Annotated in this window: 19 protein-coding genes; 6 read left to right on the top strand and 13 right to left on the bottom strand. The window is 67.3% G+C overall.

Annotated elements, in window-relative coordinates; genetic code table 11:
* Positions 1-759: 759 nt before the first annotated feature.
* The 7 genes from AC1RHV_RS25690 to gpmA form a co-directional block, all read right to left on the bottom strand.
* Positions 760-2,172 carry an FAD-binding oxidoreductase gene (locus AC1RHV_RS25690; protein ID WP_175160791.1) on the bottom strand — a complete coding sequence of 471 codons (1,413 nt, stop codon included), beginning with the start codon at positions 2,170-2,172 and terminating at the stop codon, positions 760-762.
* Entirely contained in the window at positions 2,169-2,888 is a 720-nt protein-coding gene (locus AC1RHV_RS25685; protein ID WP_175182281.1) for a FadR/GntR family transcriptional regulator, read from the bottom strand. The genes AC1RHV_RS25690 and AC1RHV_RS25685 overlap by 4 nt, the downstream gene beginning before the upstream one ends.
* Before the next feature lie 102 nt (positions 2,889-2,990).
* Positions 2,991-4,178 (bottom strand): GGDEF domain-containing protein, encoded by a 1,188-nt coding sequence (locus tag AC1RHV_RS25680; RefSeq protein ID WP_175182282.1) that lies wholly within the window; start codon positions 4,176-4,178, stop codon positions 2,991-2,993.
* A gap of 107 nt (positions 4,179-4,285) precedes the next feature.
* Complete coding sequence (locus tag AC1RHV_RS25675) at positions 4,286-5,041, bottom strand: HesA/MoeB/ThiF family protein (RefSeq protein ID WP_054457716.1); 756 nt, start codon at positions 5,039-5,041, stop codon at positions 4,286-4,288.
* The gene (locus AC1RHV_RS25670) at positions 5,038-6,483 is read right to left on the bottom strand and encodes a S41 family peptidase (RefSeq protein WP_175160786.1); all 1,446 of its coding nucleotides are present in this window, start codon (positions 6,481-6,483) and stop codon (positions 5,038-5,040) included. Before AC1RHV_RS25670 ends, AC1RHV_RS25675 begins: the two co-directional genes overlap by 4 nt.
* Before the next feature lie 59 nt (positions 6,484-6,542).
* Entirely contained in the window at positions 6,543-8,162 is a 1,620-nt protein-coding gene (locus tag AC1RHV_RS25665) for a murein hydrolase activator EnvC family protein (protein ID WP_119450203.1), read from the bottom strand.
* Positions 8,163-8,169: 7 nt separating this feature from the next.
* Positions 8,170-8,922: a 2,3-diphosphoglycerate-dependent phosphoglycerate mutase gene (gene gpmA, locus AC1RHV_RS25660; protein WP_492302231.1), complete on the bottom strand. Its 753-nt coding sequence runs from the start codon at positions 8,920-8,922 to the stop codon at positions 8,170-8,172.
* A gap of 162 nt (positions 8,923-9,084) precedes the next feature.
* On the opposite strand from gpmA, the gene AC1RHV_RS25655 reads away from it, so the two are divergent.
* From AC1RHV_RS25655 to AC1RHV_RS25635, 5 genes are all read left to right on the top strand, one after another.
* Positions 9,085-9,507 carry a rhodanese-like domain-containing protein gene (locus AC1RHV_RS25655; RefSeq protein ID WP_054457720.1) on the top strand — a complete coding sequence of 141 codons (423 nt, stop codon included), beginning with the start codon at positions 9,085-9,087 and terminating at the stop codon, positions 9,505-9,507.
* 51 nt (positions 9,508-9,558) lie between these two features.
* Complete coding sequence (gene grxC / locus AC1RHV_RS25650) at positions 9,559-9,816, top strand: glutaredoxin 3 (protein WP_054457721.1); 258 nt, start codon at positions 9,559-9,561, stop codon at positions 9,814-9,816.
* Positions 9,817-9,855: 39 nt separating this feature from the next.
* Entirely contained in the window at positions 9,856-10,386 is a 531-nt protein-coding gene (gene secB / locus AC1RHV_RS25645; RefSeq protein WP_054457722.1) for a protein-export chaperone SecB, read from the top strand.
* A 94-nt stretch (positions 10,387-10,480) separates the two neighbouring features.
* A complete protein-coding gene (locus AC1RHV_RS25640; protein WP_492302230.1) occupies positions 10,481-11,563 on the top strand; it encodes an NAD(P)H-dependent glycerol-3-phosphate dehydrogenase in 1,083 nt (360 codons plus the stop codon).
* Between the two features lie 48 nt (positions 11,564-11,611).
* Positions 11,612-12,604 (top strand): Bug family tripartite tricarboxylate transporter substrate binding protein, encoded by a 993-nt coding sequence (locus AC1RHV_RS25635; RefSeq protein WP_054457724.1) that lies wholly within the window; start codon positions 11,612-11,614, stop codon positions 12,602-12,604.
* A 50-nt stretch (positions 12,605-12,654) separates the two neighbouring features.
* Here the strand turns inward: AC1RHV_RS25635 and AC1RHV_RS25630 are convergent, their stop codons facing one another.
* Both AC1RHV_RS25630 and AC1RHV_RS25625 read right to left on the bottom strand, forming a co-directional pair.
* The gene (locus AC1RHV_RS25630; RefSeq protein WP_492302229.1) at positions 12,655-13,125 is read right to left on the bottom strand and encodes a tRNA (cytidine(34)-2'-O)-methyltransferase; all 471 of its coding nucleotides are present in this window, start codon (positions 13,123-13,125) and stop codon (positions 12,655-12,657) included.
* A gap of 80 nt (positions 13,126-13,205) precedes the next feature.
* Positions 13,206-13,751, bottom strand: a complete 546-nt coding sequence (locus tag AC1RHV_RS25625; RefSeq protein WP_492302228.1) for a ComF family protein — start codon at positions 13,749-13,751, stop codon at positions 13,206-13,208.
* Between the two features lie 287 nt (positions 13,752-14,038).
* Here AC1RHV_RS25625 and AC1RHV_RS25620 point away from each other — a divergent pair, with 287 nt between their 5' ends.
* Positions 14,039-14,971 carry a methyltransferase domain-containing protein gene (locus AC1RHV_RS25620; protein WP_054457727.1) on the top strand — a complete coding sequence of 311 codons (933 nt, stop codon included), beginning with the start codon at positions 14,039-14,041 and terminating at the stop codon, positions 14,969-14,971.
* 56 nt (positions 14,972-15,027) lie between these two features.
* Here the strand turns inward: AC1RHV_RS25620 and AC1RHV_RS25615 are convergent, their stop codons facing one another.
* From AC1RHV_RS25615 to AC1RHV_RS25600, 4 genes are all read right to left on the bottom strand, one after another.
* Positions 15,028-16,272 carry a YbdK family carboxylate-amine ligase gene (locus tag AC1RHV_RS25615; RefSeq protein WP_175182286.1) on the bottom strand — a complete coding sequence of 415 codons (1,245 nt, stop codon included), beginning with the start codon at positions 16,270-16,272 and terminating at the stop codon, positions 15,028-15,030.
* A 308-nt stretch (positions 16,273-16,580) separates the two neighbouring features.
* Positions 16,581-18,050 carry a TrkH family potassium uptake protein gene (locus AC1RHV_RS25610; protein ID WP_054457729.1) on the bottom strand — a complete coding sequence of 490 codons (1,470 nt, stop codon included), beginning with the start codon at positions 18,048-18,050 and terminating at the stop codon, positions 16,581-16,583.
* A gap of 51 nt (positions 18,051-18,101) precedes the next feature.
* Positions 18,102-19,481 (bottom strand): Trk system potassium transporter TrkA, encoded by a 1,380-nt coding sequence (gene trkA, locus AC1RHV_RS25605; protein WP_054457730.1) that lies wholly within the window; start codon positions 19,479-19,481, stop codon positions 18,102-18,104.
* Positions 19,478-20,170: a response regulator gene (locus AC1RHV_RS25600; protein ID WP_119450201.1), complete on the bottom strand. Its 693-nt coding sequence runs from the start codon at positions 20,168-20,170 to the stop codon at positions 19,478-19,480. The genes trkA and AC1RHV_RS25600 overlap by 4 nt, the downstream gene beginning before the upstream one ends.
* Positions 20,171-20,173: the final 3 nt, after the last annotated feature.

Here is a 20,173-nt window from a genome sequence, read left to right as displayed (position 1 = left end):
GACGAGCTGTTTGCTTGGCGTTTTCGCCACCGGCGGGGGTGGGCGAGGATCTTGCGGGGCCCGCCCCCGGCCGGCCGCGCGGGCGGCCTTTGGGGGCTTACGCGGTGTCTCGCGTCGGATGATGACGCTGCGCGCTGGTGGTGAGTGCGTGAAATTGGGCAGGATGAGTGAAGTACGTACGGATCTGCCCGCGGGCTACGTGCGCTGGACGCTTGGGGTTCTCGCTTCACCCATCCTACTGAAGCGTCATGAGGCGGCAAACGTCGTCATTTCAACTCCGCCGCCGGATGGGCGGCGCGCGCGAGAGGATCTGCGTGCGCAAGCCTCTGTCCAACGCGCGCCGCCCATCACCGCCCCCCAAAAAACGGCGACAACCACTAGCAAACCGCTCGTCGCATTCGCGCCAGCGCTCCCATCACGACGCAAGCAAGCGCGCATGCTCATTGCGGCCGCCCGGGCGGCCGCAATGAGCGGGCCCCGCAAGACTCGCCACTGAACACGGCTCTAGCAACGCAACAAGCCAAGACGCAGATAGCACGGCGGTGCGGGCGGCATGGCGGCGAGCAACCTCGATGCGCCCGAGGGAATCTGAAGGAACCGCCGAAGGCGGTGACGAAGATGACGAAGGGGCAGTCCGGAGCGAACGCTCCGGACCGCAATCGTGGGCGCTCGCCGCCATGCCGCCCGCACCGCCGTGCGGCCTACGAAGCTTCGCTCATGCACACCGCCGAAGCCCCGCTCAAAAACACCCCAAAAAAACTACAGCAACTTCCCCGGATTCATAATCCCCGCAGGATCCAATACAGCCTTGATTTCCCGCATCAACCGCAGCTCCAGCGCGTCCTTGCTATGCAGGAAATGATCCCGCTTCAGCTGCCCGATCCCGTGTTCTGCCGAAATGCTCCCGCCATAGCGATTGACCTCGTCCAGCACCGCATCAGTGATCGCCGCCCCATGCACCGCCACCCAGTCGCGATCGGCTCCGGCCGGGCGCGACAGGTTGTAGTGCAGGTTGCCGTCGCCGAAGTGGCCGAAGATGAAGGGGCGGATGTCCGGGTACAGCGCGCGCACGCGGGCCTCGGCGGATTCCATGAAGTCGGGAATACGTTCGATCGGCAGCGACACGTCGTGCTTCAGGTGCGGGCCGTCGGCGCGTTGGGCTTCGGAGATTTCCTCGCGCAGCTTCCACAGCGCCTGCAATTGCGCCAGCGACGCCGACACGGCTGCGTCCAGGCACAGGCCGCGTTCCAGCGCCGTGCCGATCACGTTTTCAACAAGGCCATTGAGCGCGGCCTCATCGGCCGTGTCCGCCAGCTCCACCAGCACATAGGCCGGATAGCGCTGGTCAAAAGGTTCCTGCACACCCGCGGCGTGCGCCAGCACCAGATCCAGGCAGTCGCCCGAGAAGTACTCGAACGCCTGCAGCCGCGCACCGCATTGTTCGAACAGGATCTCGAACAGTTGCAGGGCCTGCGCCGGCGACTCCACGGCGGCCAGCACCACCGAGCGCACATCAGTGCGCGGGAACAATCGCAAGGCGACGGCGGTAATGACACCCAACGTGCCTTCGGAGCCGATCAGCAATTGCTTGAGGTCGTAGCCGGTGTTGTCCTTGCGCAGCGTGCGCAGGCCGTGGAAGATCTCGCCCGTGGGCAGCACCGCTTCCAGGCCCAGCACCAGTTCGCGCGCCATGCCGTAACGCACCACGTTCACGCCGCCGGCGTTGGTGGCAACGTTGCCGCCGATCTGGCTGGAGTCTTCCGCGGCCAGGCTCAGCGGCAGCAGGCGGCCGGCGTCCTGCGCGGCACGGCGCAAATTGCCCAGGATCGCGCCCGCCTCGGCCACCATGGTGTTGGCGATGGTGTCGATGGAGCGCACGGCGTTCATGCGGTCCAGGCTCAGCACCACATTGCCCGCGGCGGCATCCGGCGTGGCCCCGCCGCACAGGCCGGTGTTGCCGCCGCGCGGCACTACCGGCACGCCTGCCTCCTGGCACAGCGCCAGGCAAGTGGCGACCTCGGCGGTTGTGCGCGGGCGCACCACCGCCTGCGCGTTGCCCTTGTACAGGCCGCGCCAGTCGGACAGCCAGGGCGCAATGTCGGCCTCGGCGGTGATGACGGTATCGGGGCCCAGGGCCTGGACCAGGCGTTGCGTAAAGTCGGATGCGCTCATGATGTCTGCCTTGCGGCGGGAGAGAGGAGATCGAGTTGCAGGCGGCTGGCCGCCTGTTGCAGATGGCGGGCGGCCGCGTGCCGCGCCCGTTCGGGATCGCGCGCGCGGATGGCCTCGAACACGGCCACGTGCTCCTGGTGCACGGCGGCCGTCAAACCGGCCTGCAGGCGGCTGTTGCTGCGCGCAGTGCTGACCGCCAGCCTGAGCTGCAGGTTCAGGTACTGCAACAGGTCCTGGTAGCAGCTGTTGTGCGTGGCGGCGGCAATGGCGCGGTGAAAGGCGATGTCGTGCTCCACGCCCTGCTCCGGGTCTTCCAGATGCGATCCCAGGTCAGCCAGGGCGCGCGCCATGGCGGCCAGGTCAGCATCGTCGCGCCGCAGCGCAGCCAGCGCGGCCGCGCCGCCTTCCAGCTCCATGCGCAATTCGTAGACCCCGGCCAACTGCTTGCGGTCCACGGCGATGCCGGCGGACAGCTGGAAGCCCTGCGCGCCCGTGCGCGACAACACGGTGCTGCCGGAACCCTGCCGGCTCTGGATCAGACCCTGGGCTCGCAGGCGTTCGGTGGCCTCGCGGATGACCGCGGCGCTGACGCCGTATTGCTCGGCCAGCACGCGGCCCGCCGGCAGCTTGGCGCCGACGGGATAGGCGCCCCCGGCGATGTCGGCGGCGATCTGGCGGGCGACCTGTTCGGTCAGGGTGAGGCTCTTGGTCAGCATCCCGGCATTATAGGCACACTTCTCAGGTTATCTGATAACTTTTGAGAAAGAAGCCGCTTCCAGATCGGGTTCAGGCTTGATGGATTACGCGAACCGGGCGGATCAGGCGACGGCGGGTTCGTCGTCCCGGACGGTCTTTTCGGCCTCATCCGCCCCGGCCACCGCGCAACAGCGGCCGCCCTGCGCCTTGGCCCGGTAGAGGGCGGCATCGGCGGAATGCAAGGCAGCTTCCGGGCTGCGGTTGGCGCCGGACACAATGGAAATGCCGATGGACAGGCCGACACTGACCCGCGTGCCATCCGCCAGCGTGATCGGCTGGGAAGCGTCATGCAGCAGGTGCTCGCCCAGCCGTAGCGCGGCCGTGGCGTCAATGCCGGTCACCAGCACGATGAACTCGTCGCCACCAATCCGCGCGGCCACGTCGTCCACCCGCAACATGGAGCGCATGCGCTGGGCGATGGTCATCAGCACCTGGTCGCCGGCAGCATGGCCGTAGGTGTCGTTGATGAGCTTGAAGTCGTCCATGTCCATGTACAACAGCGCCGCAGAACTGTCCTGGCCGCGCGCGCTGGCGCAGACGCGCTCCAGCGCGGCCTGCAGGCCGGCGCGGTTGGCCAGGCCGGTCAGCGCGTCTTCGCTGGCGCGGCGTTCGCTGTCGCGCTCGGCCAGCATGGTCGACACCAGGATGCGGTTGAGCCGGTGCGAGGCGACACTCATGCTGACCAGGTAGAACGGAATCTGGATGAAGACGATGGCTGTGACGTATTCGCCGGTGAAGGCCGCGCCCAGGCACATCGGCCCCAGGCTCAGGAAGATCATGGCGCCGACCAGCCTCGGCGCGCCGTAGTTCCGGAAGCAGATGCCGCCGGCCATGGCCCCGCAGGACACGCCGGCCAGGGTGGCGGCCAGCCAGTCACCGTTGATGAAGGTGACGAAGACGCCGTAGCCCACGCTGAACGCCCACAGCAGCGCCAGCAGGATGTAGATATCGGTATGGGTATTGCCGCCCTTGGGCGCGGCGCGCAAGGCGGACCGCAGGATCAGCACGCGGACCAGGGCCAGTATCACCTCCATCGCCAGCCAGGACAGGTACAGCGGCTCGGGGCGGCGCCAGGCGACCACGCCGGAGATCATGAGGGTGTTGATGACGCCGCCGGCAAAAATGGGCAGCGTGCCGAACAAGCTGGCGATCAGGGCCGAACGGATGTCCGCAGGGGTGTCGTGCCCGGAATGCGTCAGCCAACGCGTCAGGCGCCATTTGGGCAAACTGAACTTCAGTGCTGTATCCACGCGGTCACGTCCCTGGCCATCTACCCGCTTTCGGGTAGGCTGGCTGGCGTTATAGCAGGTATTTCAAGCCTTTAATATTGTCCGCGGGGCCAATCCCGGGCAGGAAATCAGTGCCCGCGATGGCCGCAGACGGCGCATTCCGGGTCGCGCTGGACGTTGACGCTGCGCCATTGCATGGTGCGCACGTCCAGCCACAGCAGACGGCCGGACAGGCTTTCGCCCACCCCGGACAGCAGTTTCAGGGCCTCTGCGGCCTGCATGCTGCCGATGATGCCGACGACCGGGGCGAACACGCCCATCGTGGCGCAATTGGCTTGCTCGACGTCGTCCGCTTCCGGGAACAGGCAGTGGTAACAGGGCGCGTTGTCGTCGCGCAGGTCATAGACGCTGACCTGGCCGTCGAAGCGTATGGCCGCGCCCGATACCAGTGGCTTGCGGTGCTGCACGCAGGCGCGGTTGATGGCGTGGCGGGTGGTGAAGTTGTCGGTGCAGTCCAGCACCAGGTCCGCCTGGGCGACGGCGTCGGACAGGGCCTGGCCTTCCAGGCGCTCGACGCGGGCATGGACCCGGGTCTGCGGATTGAAGGCCGCCAGCATGTCCCGCCCCGACTCGGCCTTGTGGCGGCCGACGCTGGCGGTGGTGTGCAGGATCTGGCGTTGCAGGTTGCTCAGCTCGACGACATCGTCATCGGCCAGGGTGATGTCGCCCACGCCGGCAGTGGCCAGATAGAGCGCGGCAGGGGAACCCAGTCCGCCCGCCCCCACAATGAGCACACGCGCCGCCAGCAGTTTTTCCTGCCCTTCGATTCCCAGCTCGTCGAGCAGGATGTGGCGGGCGTAGCGCAGCAGTTGCTCGTCGTTCATTTGTCCTTGCTGGGCTCGACTCCGGTCGGCGTGATCTTCATGCGCTGGGGCGTACCGCCGCCGGCCTTGGCATCAGCCTTGGCCTGGGCGCGGGCCGAACCCTTCTGCACCGGCTTGCCGGCCAGCACGTTCAGGGCCTGTTGCAGCTGGAAGTCGTCCTTGCCGCCGAATTCGAACACCTTGGCCGGCACATCGGCGCTGTCTTCGCCGGCGCTGGACTTCACTTCGTTGGCCGTCTGCTGGTTGGACAGGTGGCGCTGCAGGTCGGCTTCGCGCGGCAGGCGGAACAGGTCGCCTTCGGCGGTGTCGGCCACGACGTAGTCGGGTTCGATGCCGGTGGCCTGGATCGAGCGGCCGCTCGGGGTGAAGTAGCGCGAGGTGGTCAGCTTGACCGCAGTGGTTTCGGACAGCGGCAGGATCACCTGCACCGAGCCCTTGCCGAAGGTGCGGTTGCCCAGGACCTTGGCGCGCTTGTGGTCCTGCAGCGCGCCGGCCACGATCTCGGACGCCGAGGCGGAGCCCACGTTCACCAGCACCACCATCGGCACGGTCTTGGTCCAGGCCGGCAGGCCGGCCAGGTAGTTGCTTTCGCCGCGGGCGTATTCCGAAGGCGTGGCCAGGTACTTGTGGCGGGCGTCCGGAGTACGGCCGTCGGTGGTCACCACCACCGAGTCGGGCGGCAGGAACGCGCCGGACACGCCGATGGCGCTGGTCAGCAGGCCGCCCGGGTCGTTGCGCAGGTCCAGCACCAGGCCCTTGGGGGCTTCCTTGGCGCCGAGGTCCTTCAATTGCTTGGCCAGGTCGGCGCCGGTCTTTTCCTGGAACTGGGCGACGCGGACGTAGCCGATGCCGTTGTCCAGCATCTTGCTGCGTACGCTGCGTACCTTGATGATGTCGCGCACGATCTTCAGCACGATGGGCTGCGGACGGTCGGCGCGCATGATGGTCAGCGTGATCGGCGACTTGGGCGCGCCACGCATCAGCTTGACGGCATCGTTGAGCGTCATGCCCTTGGTGGGGGTGTCGTCGATCTTGATGATGAGGTCGCCAGCCATCACGCCGGCACGGGCCGCGGGCGTGTCTTCGATGGGCGAGATGACCTTCACGAAGCCGTCTTCCGCGCCGACCTCGATGCCCAGGCCGCCGAACTCGCCTTGCGTGGCCGTCTGCATTTCGCGGAAGGCATCGGCGTCCAGGTAGGCCGAGTGCGGGTCGAGGTTCGACACCATGCCGGAGATGGCATTGTCGATCAGGGTCTTGTCGTCGACGGCCTCGACGTAGTTGTTCTTGATGGCGGCGAACACATTGCTCAGCTGCCTGAGTTCGTCCAGTGGCAGAGGGCTGCCGCGCTGGGCGACCGCGGTCACGCCTACGCTGAGCAACACACCAGCCACCGCACCGATGGCAATCAGACCGAAACCGCGAAACTTACGAGTGCCCATGCACACTTCCCGAATTTTGTTTTCGCCGATGGGGTTTGGTAATTACCAACGACATCAATCTACTGCGCCAGCCATTGTGCCGGATCCACAGGAGCGCCACGATGGCGAATTTCAAAGTATAGGCCGGATTCCACTTGGCCGCCGGTCGCCCCGACCGTGGCGATGGTATCGCCACCCGTCACCGAATCTCCCACCCGTTTGAGCAGACTTTGGTTGTAAGCATAGACGGTCAGGTATTGCTGCCCATGATCCACAATGATGAGGTTGCCAAAACCCCGCAGCCAATCGGCGTAGACCACCGTGCCGGGGGCCACCACCTTGACCGGCGTGCCTTCGGCGGCGCGCAGCACCACGCCGCGCCATACGCCGCCATCCGGACGGTCGACCCCGAAGCGCCCCTGCACCTGGCCGCGCACCGGCATGGACAGCCCGTGGCGCAAGCCGTTGCCGCCGCCCACCGCCGGCGCGGCGCGCGCGGTCTGGGTTTGCTGCGCAGGCTCGCTACGGCTTGGAGCGGGTTTTTCCTCTATAGGTTCCGCCTTCCTGGGCGGTTCCGCGGGCTTGGCCTGAGGCGGCGGTTCGGGCGTGGTCAGCCGGGATTGCTTCTGCTCGGCCGGGCGCAGTCCGGCGGCATCCGGGTCGGCCACGGCCACGGGACCGCGGTTCTGGCGCGAGGCGGCTTCGACCTGTTCGCGCGCCTGGGCGGCATCGCGGGCGTCACGGGCGTCGCGCTCGCGCTTGGCGTTGTCGGCGGCCTGCTTGGCATTGTCTGCGGCCAGCTTGCGGTCAGCCTCGGCCTTCTTGCGGGCCTCGTCGGCGGCGCGGCGCTCGGCGTCGGCGCGTTTTTTGGCTTCCTCGGCGGCGCGGCGCGCTTCTTCCGCGCGACGCACTTCCTCGGCCCGCTTGCGCGCTTCCTCGGCACGGCGGGCGTCCTCGATCTGCTTGGCGATGGCCGCATCCAGATCGGTGATGAGCCGCGACAGGCGCTGGTCGTCGCGGCCCAGTTTGTTGGCTTCGGCGCGCTGGGCGGCGATCTGCCCTTCCAGCTGGGCCAGCAGCGTGGCGCGCTCCTTCTGCTGACCGACCAGCGCGGTCTTCTGCTCGGAGGTCTCGGCCACGACTTTTTCGATTTCCGCGCGGCGGGCGTCGGCGCGTCCCTGCAGGGCGGCCAGGCGCTCGATGTCCTCGCGCAGGGCCTGCACGGCCTGGGCGCGGGCCTGCGACACATAATCCAGATAGCCCAGGTTGCGCCCCAGCACCTGGGGATCGTCGCCCGACAACAGGGCGGTCCAGGGCGACAGGCCGCTGGTGTACTGGGTGCGCAGCTGTTCGGCCAGTTCGGTGCGGCGCTTGGCCAGCACCGCCTGCTGGGCGCCGATCTGCTTTTCCAGGCCGGTCAGGTCGGCCTGCGCCTGGCGGTTGGCCTCGGCCAGCTCCCGCAGGCGCAGGTTGATCTTGGAAATCGCCGACTCGGACTGCTTGAGCGCGTCGGCGGCTTCCTTGCGGGCGGCCTCGCGGTCATCGATATCCTTTTGCAGGTTCTCGATGCGGTCGCGCAAGGCGGCCTGCTGCTTTTCCGCGTCGGACTGGCGGCCGGCAAGGTCGTTGGGCGCGGCGCGAGCCGACAGCGCTCCACCGGTCAACATGACCGCCAACAACAACCCTGCCGCGCGACGCATAGGAATATCAGTCCTTCTTAGCCTTGCCCTGGGCTGCCACCGCAGCCATGGCCGCCTCGATCTCGGCGGCATCGCCCAGATAATAGTGGCGGATCGGGCGCAGGTCATCATCCAATTCGTACACCAGCGGCTGGCCGGTGGGAATATTCAGGTTGACGATGTCCTCGTCCGACACGTTGTCCAGGTGCTTGATCAGGGCGCGCAGGCTGTTGCCGTGGGCCGCGATCAGGACATTGCGGCCGGCGCGGATGGCCGGGGCGATGGATTCGTTCCAGAACGGCAGCACGCGGGCCACGGTGTCCTTCAGGCATTCGGTGGCGGGCAGCTGGTCGGCCGGCACCTTGGCGTAGCGCTTGTCGAAACGCGGATGGCGTTCGTCGTCCAGCGCCAGCGGTTCCGGGGCGATGGCGTAGGCGCGGCGCCAGATCAGCACTTGCTCGTCGCCGTACTTGGCGGCGGTTTCGGCCTTGTTCAAGCCTTGCAGCGCGCCGTAGTGACGTTCGTTCAGGCGCCAGGTCACGCCGACCGGGGTGTACATGGCGTCCATGGAGTCCAGGGCGATCCACAGGGTGCGGATGGCGCGCTTGAGCAGCGACGAGTAGGCCAGATCGAAGGTGAAGCCTTCTTTCTTGAGCAGTTCGCCGGCCTTGCGGGCCTGTTCGCGGCCGGTCTCGGTAAGGTCGACGTCGGTCCAACCGGTGAAGCGGTTTTCCAGATTCCACTGGCTTTCGCCGTGGCGCATCAGAACGAGTTTGTGCATGATTTGGGACGCTTGTAACGCGGGTTAAAGTGAAGGAATGCGCTCATTTTATAATTGAGCGATTTTGCCCTTGATTTTGCCCCGGCGCACCCGCCCATTTCTGCGGCGCGGCGCATCAGGGTTCGCCTATACCAGGCTAGTCGCCGCACTTCAGGATGCCCCGTGGACCTTTTGCAATTCTTGATCGATAAAAACAACGTCTTCATCGTCGCCGTTGCCGTGATCTCCGGCATCATGCTGGCCATCCCCGCCCTGCGCAAAGGCCGCACCGGTTCGGCCGTGAGCACGACCGAGGCCATCCAGATGGTCAACCAGCGCCAGGCCGTATGGGTCGACGTCCGTCCCGCCGAACAGTTCCAGGCCGGCCACATCGCCCAGGCCCGCAACGTGCCGGCGGCCGATCTGGAGCAAAAGGCCGCCGCGCTGCCCAAGAACAAGCCGCTGGTCGTGGTTTGCGACAATGGCCGCGATTCGGCCCGCGCCGCCGCCAAGCTGCGCGCCCAGGGTTTCGCCGACGTCGTGCCGCTGGAAGGCGGCATGCGCGCCTGGTCGGCCGCCAGCCTGCCCGTGACCCAGAAGGGTTGAAGCCTGGGGCCGCGCCCCCATCTACCTATTCTTGTACTCACAGGAGCGCCCATGAATAAAGTCGTCATGTACAGCAAGGACTATTGTCCCTATTGCGCCCGCGCCAAAGCCCTGCTGGAGCAGCGCGGCGTGACCGACCTGGAAATCATCCAGATCGACCGGGACCCGTCCCAGCGCGACGTCATGATCGAACGCACCGGCCGGCGCACCGTCCCGCAGATCTTCATCGGCGATACCCACGTCGGCGGTTGCGACGACCTGATGGCCCTGGACCGCTCGGGTGGCCTTGCCCCCATGCTGGCCAGCTAAATCGCCCCCTTTTTGCCCCTCCCACCAACGGAAACACTCATGGCTGATCAAGACCAAAACACCCAGCAAGAAGGCGGCAACGCGCCCTCGTTCAATCTGCAGCGCGTCTACCTGAAAGACCTTTCGCTGGAAATGCCGAATGCGCCCCACGTCTTCCTGGAGCAGGAAGCGCCCCAGGTCGAGGTAAGCATCACCGTGGGTGGCCAGCGCCTGGCTGAAACCGTGTTCGAAACCACGGTTACCGTCACCGTCACCACCCGCATCAATGAAAAGGTCGTGTACCTGGTCGAAGGCACGCAAGCCGGCATCTTCGAGGCCGCCAACATCCCCGAAGAACAGCTCGACCCGCTGCTGGGCATCGTCTGCCCGACCATGCTGTACCCCTACCTGCGCGCCAACATCGCCGACGCGATCACCCGCACCTCGATGCCGCCGCTGCACCTGACCGAAGTGAACTTCCAGGCCCTGTACGAGCAGCGCCTGGCCGAGCTGCAACAGCAGCAAAGCGCCGCCAACGGCAACGGCAGCGACTCGGGCATCATCCTGCCCCCCGGCGCGACCCGCCAGTAAAGCAGCCGCGGCGTCCAATGAAAAGAGCCCCCACGCTGCGCCTTCGGCTTGCTGCCCCCCGTGGGGGCGCTTTTCATCTTGAGGCGGCTCGGCGATGAAAAATCCCATCGAGCCACGCCTGCGCGTCGCCGTCCTGGGTGCGGGAAGTTGGGGCACCGCGCTGGCGGCGGCTGCCAGCCGCCGCCACGCCACCGTACTCTGGGCGCGCGATGCCGCGCAGGCCGCCGACATGGCCGCCTCGCACGAAAACGCGCGCTACCTGCCGGGCATCGCCCTGCCGCAGGCACTGAATATCTCCTCCGATCTCGACGCCACGCTGCGCAGCCTGCAAGAAGACGGCGCGCGCCGGCTGATCGTGCTGGGCGTGCCCGTGGCCGGCTTGACCGCCATCTGCGGCGAGCTGTCCCGCCGGCTGCCCGCGCTGGGATTGCAGGACACTCCCATCGTCTGGACGTGCAAGGGCTTTGAAGCCGACACGGCCAGGCTGCCCCATGAAATCATGCGCGAGGCCCTGCCTGGCGCCACCGGCGGCGCATTGTCGGGCCCCTCGTTCGCGCGCGAAGTCGCGCAGGGCCTGCCGGTCGCGCTGACCGTGGCCAGCGACAGCCCCGCCTTGCGCGCTGCCACCACTGCCGCCTTCCACGGCGCGGCGCTGCGCGTCTACGCCAGCACCGACCTGGTGGGCGTGGAAGTGGGCGGCGCGCTGAAAAACGTGATCGCGGTCGCCTGCGGCATTGGCGACGGCCTGGCCCTGGGCACCAATGCCCGCGCCGCGCTGATCACCCGCGGCCTGGCCGAGATGACCCGCTTCGGCGTGGCGCTGGGCGCGCAGGCCGAGACCTTCGCCGGGCTGACCGGCCTGGGCGACCTGGTCCTGACCGCGACAGGCGAGCTGTCGCGCAACCGCCGCGTGGGCCTGGAGATCGGCGCCGGGCGCAAGCTGGCCGACATCCTGGCCAGCGGCATCACGGCCGAAGGCGTGCGCTGCGCGCGCGCCGCGCTGGACCGCGCCCGCGCCATCGGGGTCGAACTGCCCATCACCGAAGCCGTCTGCGCCGTGCTGTTCGACGGCGTGGCCCCCATGACGGCCGTGTCCGCCCTGTTGGCGCGCGACGCCCGCTACGAAAGCGGGATAGCCAGCCAGCCGGACGCGTCGCCGGACAACCGGCCCCGCTGAGCCGCCCCAAAAACAAATACCACGCACAACCCCGAGGAGACATCCTTCATGACGCAAACCCGCAAGTTCCGGGTCGGCCCGCTGCTACGCGGCCTATGCCTGAGCCTGGCCGCCATCCTGCCCGCCGCCGCCCATGCCGACTGGCCCGACCGTCCGATCCACATGGTCGTGCCCTTCCCGCCCGGCTCGTCGCCCGACATCCTGGCGCGCACCATCTCGGAACCGCTGTCGCAGGCGCTGGGCCAGCCCATCGTGATCGACAACAAGCCGGGCGCCGGCGGCAACATCGGCACGCGCATCGTGTCGCAGGCCAAGCCGGACGGCTACACGCTGCTCTACACGATCAACGGCCCGCTGGTCACCGCCCCCACGCTGTACAAAAAGACGCTGGGCTACGACCCGCTGCGCGACCTGCAGCCGGTATCGCTGGTGGGCACCAGCCCCAACGTGCTGGTCGTGCCCAGCAGCCTGAAGGTCGATAACGTCAAGGACTTCGTCGCGCTGGTGAAAGGCCGCGGCAATTCGCTGAACTACGGTTCCGTGGGCCCGGGCAGCTCGGCTCATCTGGCGATGGAAATGTTCAAGGAAAGCGCCGGCGTAGACCTGGCGCACATCCCCTATTCCGGCTTCCCGCAGGTCATCTCGGCCATCATCGGCGGCGATGTCCAGGCCGGCTTCATGGTGCCCGCCATCGCCGTGCCCCAGGCCCGCGACGGCAAGGTGAAGCTGCTGGCCGTGACCAGCCTGCAGCCCAGCGAGGCGCTGCCGGGCGTGCCGACGATGGCATCCCAGGGCTATCCGGACTTTGAAGCAATTTCCTGGAATGCCGTGCTGGTTCCCGCCGGCACGCCCACGCCCATCGTCGAACGGCTCAACAGCGAGCTGGCGCGCATCATCGGCAGCGAAGCGGTGCGCAAGCAGCTGGCGCTGCAGTACTTCACCCCCGCGCCGTCCACGCCGGAAGCCCTGACCGCCCGCATCAAGAATGAAAAGGCGCGCTGGGACCAGGTGATCGAGAAGCTGAATCTGTCGCTGGATTGATTGCAGCCCAGCCGTGACGGGCCAGGCGCGCCGGCTTCAGCGCGCACCCGTCACACTCCCCCTTCATACCCCTGTTGACGCCAGGCCTCGAACACCGTCACGGCGACGGCATTCGACAGGTTCAGGCTGCGTTGGCCAGCGCGCATCGGCAGGCGCAGGCGCTGCTGGGGCAGGAACATCGCCTGATGTTCTTCCGACAGGCCCGACGTTTCGCGGCCGAATACGAACACGTCGCCCGGCTTGAAGCCGATATCCGCCACGCTGCGTTGCGCATGCGTGGTCAGCGCGTAGATGCTGGACGGCGCGGCGCCGGTATCGGCCAAAGCCTCCTCCAGCGTGTCGTGCACGCGGACGGGCTGCCATTCGTGGTAATCCAAGCCGGCGCGGCGCATGCGGGCGTCGTCGAGCTCGAAGCCCAAGGGACGAACCAAGTGCAATTGCGCGCCCGTATTGGCGCACAGGCGGATGGCGTTGCCGGTATTGGGCGGGATTTCGGGACAAACAAGGATGACGTGGAACATGGCGCTAGGGACTCGGGACGGCTTGCGGCGGAAACGTCGCCGCGCACCGGGAATTGTCGCCGATTTACCTGGGGGCCGGCTCAGGGCGTGCGCGCCGCCACCAGCACCGTGACATCCGCAGCTCCTGCTGCCAGCAGCGCAGCGGCGGCCGCGTTGGCGGTGCTGCCGGTGGTCATGACGTCGTCCACCAATAGCAGCTGCCGGCCGCGCACGTCGCCCACGCAATAAAACAGGTTTTGCGCCCCGAGCCGGCGGGCCTGGCGGCCCTGCGCGGTCTGCCGGGGCGTCTCGCGCCGGCGCCGCAGCAGCCCGCGCGCCAGCGGCAGCCCCAGCTCCGCCACCAGGCTGCGCGCAATTTCACCGGCCGGATTCATGCCGCGCTGGCGCAGCGATGCGCGGCTGGCGGGAACGGGCACCAGCAAGGCGCCGTCCGGCGCAGGCCCGTCGCGGGCCACGGCAGCCGCGATCATCCGGGCCAGCACCGGCGCCATGCTGAGGCGCAGCCGGGTCTTCAGCATCAGGATCAAGGTGTCGGCGGGCGGCGCGTAGTCAAAGGCGGCAATCGTGCGCGAAAACGTCCGGGGCGCGCCCAGGCAGGCGGCGCAGTGCGGCGCATCCGGGCGCAACCGCAGGGCGCAACGCGGACAGCGTGGCGCTGCAGGGCGACGCGCGACCACCCCACTATCGGCCCGGCGGAGAGCATCGCCGCAGATATCCGCCTCGCAGCCCGCGCAAAGCCTAGCACCCGCCACCCGGGCGCCGCACAAGGGGCAGTCGCAACCGACGCGCGACAGCAGCCACCGCCCCATGACCCGTAGGGGCAATCGGAAGCCGCGGCCGGGATGCGCAATAATGGATGCCATCCCTCATGAAACCATGATCCGCCCGCGTTGCAGACGCGGGTGCGACCGAAATGTCCCTGCCAGAATCCGCAACGCTCCCCTCCCTGCCCATCGTCAGCGCCGACGTGCCCCGGCAATTCGCCCGCCGCGGCGACCTGGCCGAGGCCCAGTTCCTGTACGGGGAAATCGCCCGCCGCATGCTGGGCCGCCTGCAATACATCCGGGTCCAGCCGCAAGCCATGCTGGACGCGGGCTGCGGCGCGGGCGACAACCTGCCGCTGCTGCGTGAACGCTATCCCGACGCCGCCTATACCGGGCTGGACAACTGCGAACCGCTGCTGGAACAGGCGCGCAAGCGCCATGCCCCTGCCGGCCTGTCGGCCTGGATCGGCAAGCTGGCGCGCCGCGGCCCGGCCGCCCCTGCCTTCGTCAACGCCGACCTGGCGGCGACGGGCCTGGCGCCCGAATCGCTGGAACTGGTGTGGTCCAACCTGGCCATGCACTGGCACCGCGCTCCGCACGCCGTGCTGGCGGAATGGCGGCGCATCCTGAAAGTGGGCGGACTGGCGATGTTCTCCTGTCTTGGGCCGGCCACACTGCGGGAACTGCGCCAGGCCCTGGACGACGCCGGGCTGCGCACGGCTACGCCGTCCTTCGTGGACATGCATGATTTCGGCGACCTGCTGGTGGAAAACGGCTTCGCGGATCCGGTCATGGACCAGGAGATCCTGACCCTGACCTACCGCAGCCCGGAAAAGCTGCTGCAGGACGTACGCGCGCTGGGCGGCAACCCGGCCGAAGGCCGGCGCGGCGGCCTGGTGGGCCGCGACTGGCGCGACCGTCTCTGCGCCGCGCTGGAAGCGCAGCGCCGGCCCGACGGTCTGATCGTGCTGAGTATCGAAGTCGCCTACGGCCACGCCTGGCGCGCCGCGGCGCATCGCACCGTGGCCGGTGAAACCCGGCTGTCGGTCAGCGCGATTGGCGGCCGGCACCGCGCGCCCTGACCTGGGCCGCAGGCTGACCGGCAGAGCCGGCGCTTTGCGGGCGCCGGCCTCCCCGTCTAGTGCAGGCGTTCCGGCATCGGCACGCTGACCCCGGGCTCGGAAGCCGGCAACGCCGACATGGGCTCGGAGGTTGCGCGAATGCGGCGCCTCAGGACCGCCGTCGGTTCTGCGGGCCCTACGCCGGGCGAAGCCACGCCGCGCCATGCGTTCGACATGGCCTCCACCACCAACGGCAGGTCGCGCAAGCGGTGGAACTGGCTGCGCAGCCAGCGGGAATCGTTGCCGCTGCGCATGGATTCATCGCGCAGGGCGGCGATCATGTCGCCCGTGCCCAGTTCTTCAGCCACCGGCATCAGGCGCTGGAACAGGTTGCGCAGGTGGTCCATCAGCCGCAGGCGCTGTCCGTCCGGCGTCACGTAGCTGCCCTGCAGGCCGAAGCGGCAAGCCTGGAAGTGATTGCTGCGATAGGACAGCCAGGCGCCGTCGCCGGGGTCGCCCTCGCGCATCAGCAGCACCGCCAGGGCCTGGGCAAAAGCCGCCAGCTGGCAAGCCCGTTCGACCGTCAGCGGCGTGTCGCACACGCGGATTTCGACCGTGCCGAATTCCGGTTTGGGGCGGATGTCCCAGTACAGGTCCTTGATGCTTTCCGCCAGGCCATAGGCGCGCAGCTGCGCCAGATGGGCCTCGAATTGGTACCAGTCCTTCACTTCGGGCGGCATGTGCCCGGCCAGCGGGAAGCTGTTCACCGCGTTCAGGCGCGAGCACGAGAACAAGGTGTCCACCCCCTCGCAATAGGGCGACGAGGCCGACAGGGCGATAAAGTGCGGCACATAGGGCGACAGGCGGCGCAACAGTTTGATGGAATCGTCGCCGTTCTTGACGCCCAGGTGGATGTGCTGGCCGAAGACCGTAAATTGACGCGCCAGGTAACCGTACATTTCGGCCAGGTACTGGAAGCGCGGGGTGTCCGAAATGGACCGTTCCTGCCAACGCATGAAGGGGTGGGCGCCGCCACCAGCGACCGATACGCCCACGGCGTCCGCCGCTTCGATCAGGGCGTCGCGCATTTCGCGCATCTCGGCCAAGAGGCCCATGGGGTGCTCGTGCACCGAGGAATTCAGTTCAATCATGGACCGCGTGATTTCCGGTTTAACGCGGTCGGCGATGGGGTGGTTGGCCATTTGGGCCAGCAGCTCGTCCGAGGCTGCGGTCAGGTCAAAACTGCGCGGGTCTATCAGTTGCAGCTCGAGCTCGATGCCCAGGGTGTTGGGGGCCGACGAAATGAACGGGATCTGTTCCATCTCGGACTCCTTTCTGAATGTTTGATGAGGGTGTGCGCCGTTCGACCTTGAAGCCCGGAAACAGCCCGGGGGGCACTAGACGGCAGCTTGTGCACGCATGATAGCCGCTGTTTTGTGGCAAGAAGATGGAAAATCGTGACATTTATGTGCAACATCACGAAGCAATCGGTTTTTCCCTGTGAAGGAAAGTGAGCGAGCGCTCACGGCATAGAAATGGCGCGGCCTCCCGGGCTGCGGCAGCCGGAAAGCAAGCACTCAAGGGGCTTTCAAGAGGGGGTGGGACAACCCTTATAAGGGTTATCCCTTATCTATTTCCGCCAGAAAATAGGGGTGAACAACACCAGCACCGTCAGCAGTTCCAGGCGCCCGATCAGCATCGCGAAGGTGCAGACCCAGATCTGGAAATCGGACAGGACGGCGAAGTTGCCCATGGGTCCGACGGGCCCCAGGCCTGGTCCGGTGTTGTTGACGCTGGCGAAGACGGCCGAGAAGGCGGTGATCGGATCCAGGCCGGACAGGAGCAGCAGGCTGGTGAAAACGGCGATGGAAAGGCCGTAGAACAGCATAAAGGCCAGCACCGACGACATGGTGCGGGTCTCGACCGCGCGGCCATTGATGCGCACCGGGCTGACCGCGTGCGGGTGCAACATTGTGACCAGCTCATTGCGCGCCTGCTTGACCAGCAGGATCGCCCGGATCATCTTGATGCCGCCCCCGGTCGACCCGGCCGACGTGGCGAAGCCCGACAGCAGCAGCATGGTCAGCGGAGCGAACAGCGGCCATTGCGCGAAGTCGGTATTGGCGTAGCCCGTGGTGGTCGCCATGGAAATCGTGTTGAACATGCCGTAGCGCAGCGCCTGCAGCGGGTCTTCATAGACCCCTTTCAGGAACAGGAACACCGAGATGACCAACCCGACTCCCAATACCACCACCAGGTAGGGGATCGCCTCCGGACACCGCACGTAGGCGCGCGCGCTGCGCTGGCGGAAGGCATTGAAGTGGGTGGCGAAGTTGATGCCTGCGATCAGCATGAACACCATCGCGACCATTTCCACCGCGACCGAATCGAAATGAGCGAAGCCGTCATCCCAGGTCGAAAAGCCGCCCAGGCCCATGGTGGTGGCCATGTGGCACCAGGCCTCGAACCACGACAGGCCGACCGCCCGGTAGGCCAGGAAGCACAGGATGGAGAACACGAAATACACCGCGTACAGCGCCTTGGCGGTGCTGGCGATGCGCGGCGTGAGCCGCTCGTCCTTCATCGGTCCGGGGGTTTCCGCCCGCACCACCTGGTGCCCGCCGACCCCGAGCAGGGGCAGAATGGCCACGGCCAGCACCAGGATGCCCATGCCGCCGATCCAGATCAGCGTGGCCCGCCACAGGTTGATCGACGCGGGCAAGGTGTCCAGATTGGTCAGGACGGTGGCGCCGGTGGTGGTCAGGCCCGACATGGCCTCGAAATAGGCGCCGGTAAACGACAGCGGCAAGCCGGCGCCATGGAAGTAGAGCAGCAGCGGAATGGCCGCCAGCAGGGGCAGGCCCGCCCACACGGCCGACACCAGCACGAAGCCGTCGCGCGCCCGCAGCTCGCAGCGGGCGCGGCGCGTTATCGCGGCCAGGCCGCCGCCTATGCCCACCGAGATCAGGAACCCGTCCAGGAAGGCCTCACGCGCGCCGTCGCCGCCCACGTAGGCGACGGTCAGCGGGATCAGCATGGTGAGCGCGAACATCACCATCGTCAGGCCCAGGATGTAGAGGGTGCCCAGGACGCGCTTCATGGAGCTATCCGGCCGCGCGCGGCCCGCGCAGAAGGAAGGAGGCGGCGCGCATCAGAAGAACGACGCCGAGACTTGGAACAGCTTTTCCACGCGCGGCATCTGCCGCCGCGAGGGCACGAAGACGATGACGTGGTCGTCGGATTCGATCACGGTGTCGGCGTCCGGCAGGATGATTTCGTCCTCCCGCACCAGGGCGCCGATGCTGGCGCCCTTCGGCAGGCTGATCTGCCCGACCGCGCGCCCCACCACCTTGGAAGTGGAGCGGTCGCCATGGGCGATGGCCTCCAGCGCTTCCGCCACGCCCTGGCGCAGCCGGTGCACGGCGGCCACGTCGCCACGGCGCACATGCCGCAGGAGTTCGCTCATGGTGGCCTGGGATGGCGACACGGCGATGTCGATATGGCTGCCCTGCATCAGTTCGCCGTAGGCCTGGCGGTTGATCAGCGCGATCACCTTGCGCGCGCCCAGGCGCTTGGCCAGCAGCGAGGACATGATGTTGTCCTCGTCGTCGCTGGTCAGCGCCAGCCAGGTGTCCATGTCCTCGATGTTCTCGCGTTCCAGCAACGCCTCGTCGGTGCCGCTGCCGTGCAGCACCAGCACGCTGTCGGGCAACTGGGTCGCCAGGTATTCGCAGCGCTTCTGGTCGCGCTCGATGATGCGGACGCTGTATTTTTCCTCGGCCAGTTGGCGCGCCAGGCGCAGGCCGATGTTGCCGCCGCCCGCGATCATCACGCGGCGCACGGCACGCTCGGCCTCACGCAGCTGCCGAACGGCGCGGCGCGCATCGCGCGAGTCCACCACCAGCACCACTTCGTCGCCCGGGGCGACGACGGTACCGCTGCCGGCCCGCAGCGGCCGGCCGCCGCGCAGCACGTCGATCACTCGCGCCTTCACGTCGGGCCAGACGTCGCGCAGCTTGTCGACCGGCGAATGGGCCATCGGGCTGCCCGCGCCGACCCGCACGGTCACGACGCTGACCCGGCCTTCGGCGAACTCCACCACCTGCAGGGCCTCGGGAAATTCGATCAGGCTGTGCAGATAGGTGGTGACGCTGCGCTCGGGGCTGATCAGGGCGTCGATGCAGAAGCCCTCTTCGCTCATGAGTTCCGGGTGTTCGGCGAACTCCACCGAACGGATGCGGGCAATGCGGCGGGGAATGTTGAACAGCTGGCGCGCGATCTTGCAGGCCACCATATTGGCCGAATCCGAGGCCGCACAGGCGATCAGCAGGTCGGTGTCGGCGGCGCCAGCGGCCTCCAGCACCGAAACCTGCGAGCCGTCGCCATGGACGACGCGCAGGTCGAAGTGTTCTTGCAGGTATTGGAGCTGGACAGGATCCGAATCGATCACCGTGATGTCGTTCTCTTCGGACACCAGGTTCTCGGCCACGCTGGTGCCTACGCGACCAGCGCCCATGATCAGGATCTTCATGAGCTCCGCTTGCGGGCGGACTCGATGCCCAATTGCTTGAGCTTGCGGTACAGGTGGGTGCGTTCCAGCCCCGTGCGTTCCGACACGCGGGTCATGCTGTGGCTTTCGCGGACCAGGTGGTATTCAAAATAGATGCGCTCGAATTCGTCGCGCGCCTCGCGCAGCGGTTGGTCCAGCGAAATGCTGCCCAGTTGGCCGTTGGACGTGACGGGGACTTCATTGGACGGCGCGGCGGCCTGGACCGGGGGATCGAGTTCGTCTTCCAGCGCCACCGCGGGGCTGGCCACGGCCGAATGCGCGGCGGCAGGCGCCGGATGCGGCGCGCGGCCGCGCGCCAAGCCGGCGGCGACCGTCTTCAGGAGGCGCTGCAGCGTGATCGGCTTTTCAAGGAAGTCCATGGCGCCGATGCGCGTGGCTTCGACTGCCGTGTCGATGGTGGCATGGCCGCTCATCATGATCACGGGCATGTCCAGCAGGCCTTGCGAGCCCCATTCCTTGAGCAGGCTGACGCCGTCCGTGTCCGGCATCCAGATGTCCAGCAACACCAGGTCAGGACGCATGCGCAAGCGTGCGGCGCGCGCTTGCGCCGCGTTTTCAGCCAGCTCGACCGTGTGTCCTTCGTCGTATAGGATTTCCGACAAAAGCTCGCGTATACCGACTTCGTCGTCAACCACCAGAATTCTGGCCATAAA

It is taken from the genome of Achromobacter sp. GW823-FHT04E03 (assembly GCF_058796095.1).
The sequence above is the reverse complement of the archived record's forward strand: the minus strand, read 5'-3'. Positions and strand labels throughout refer to the sequence as shown.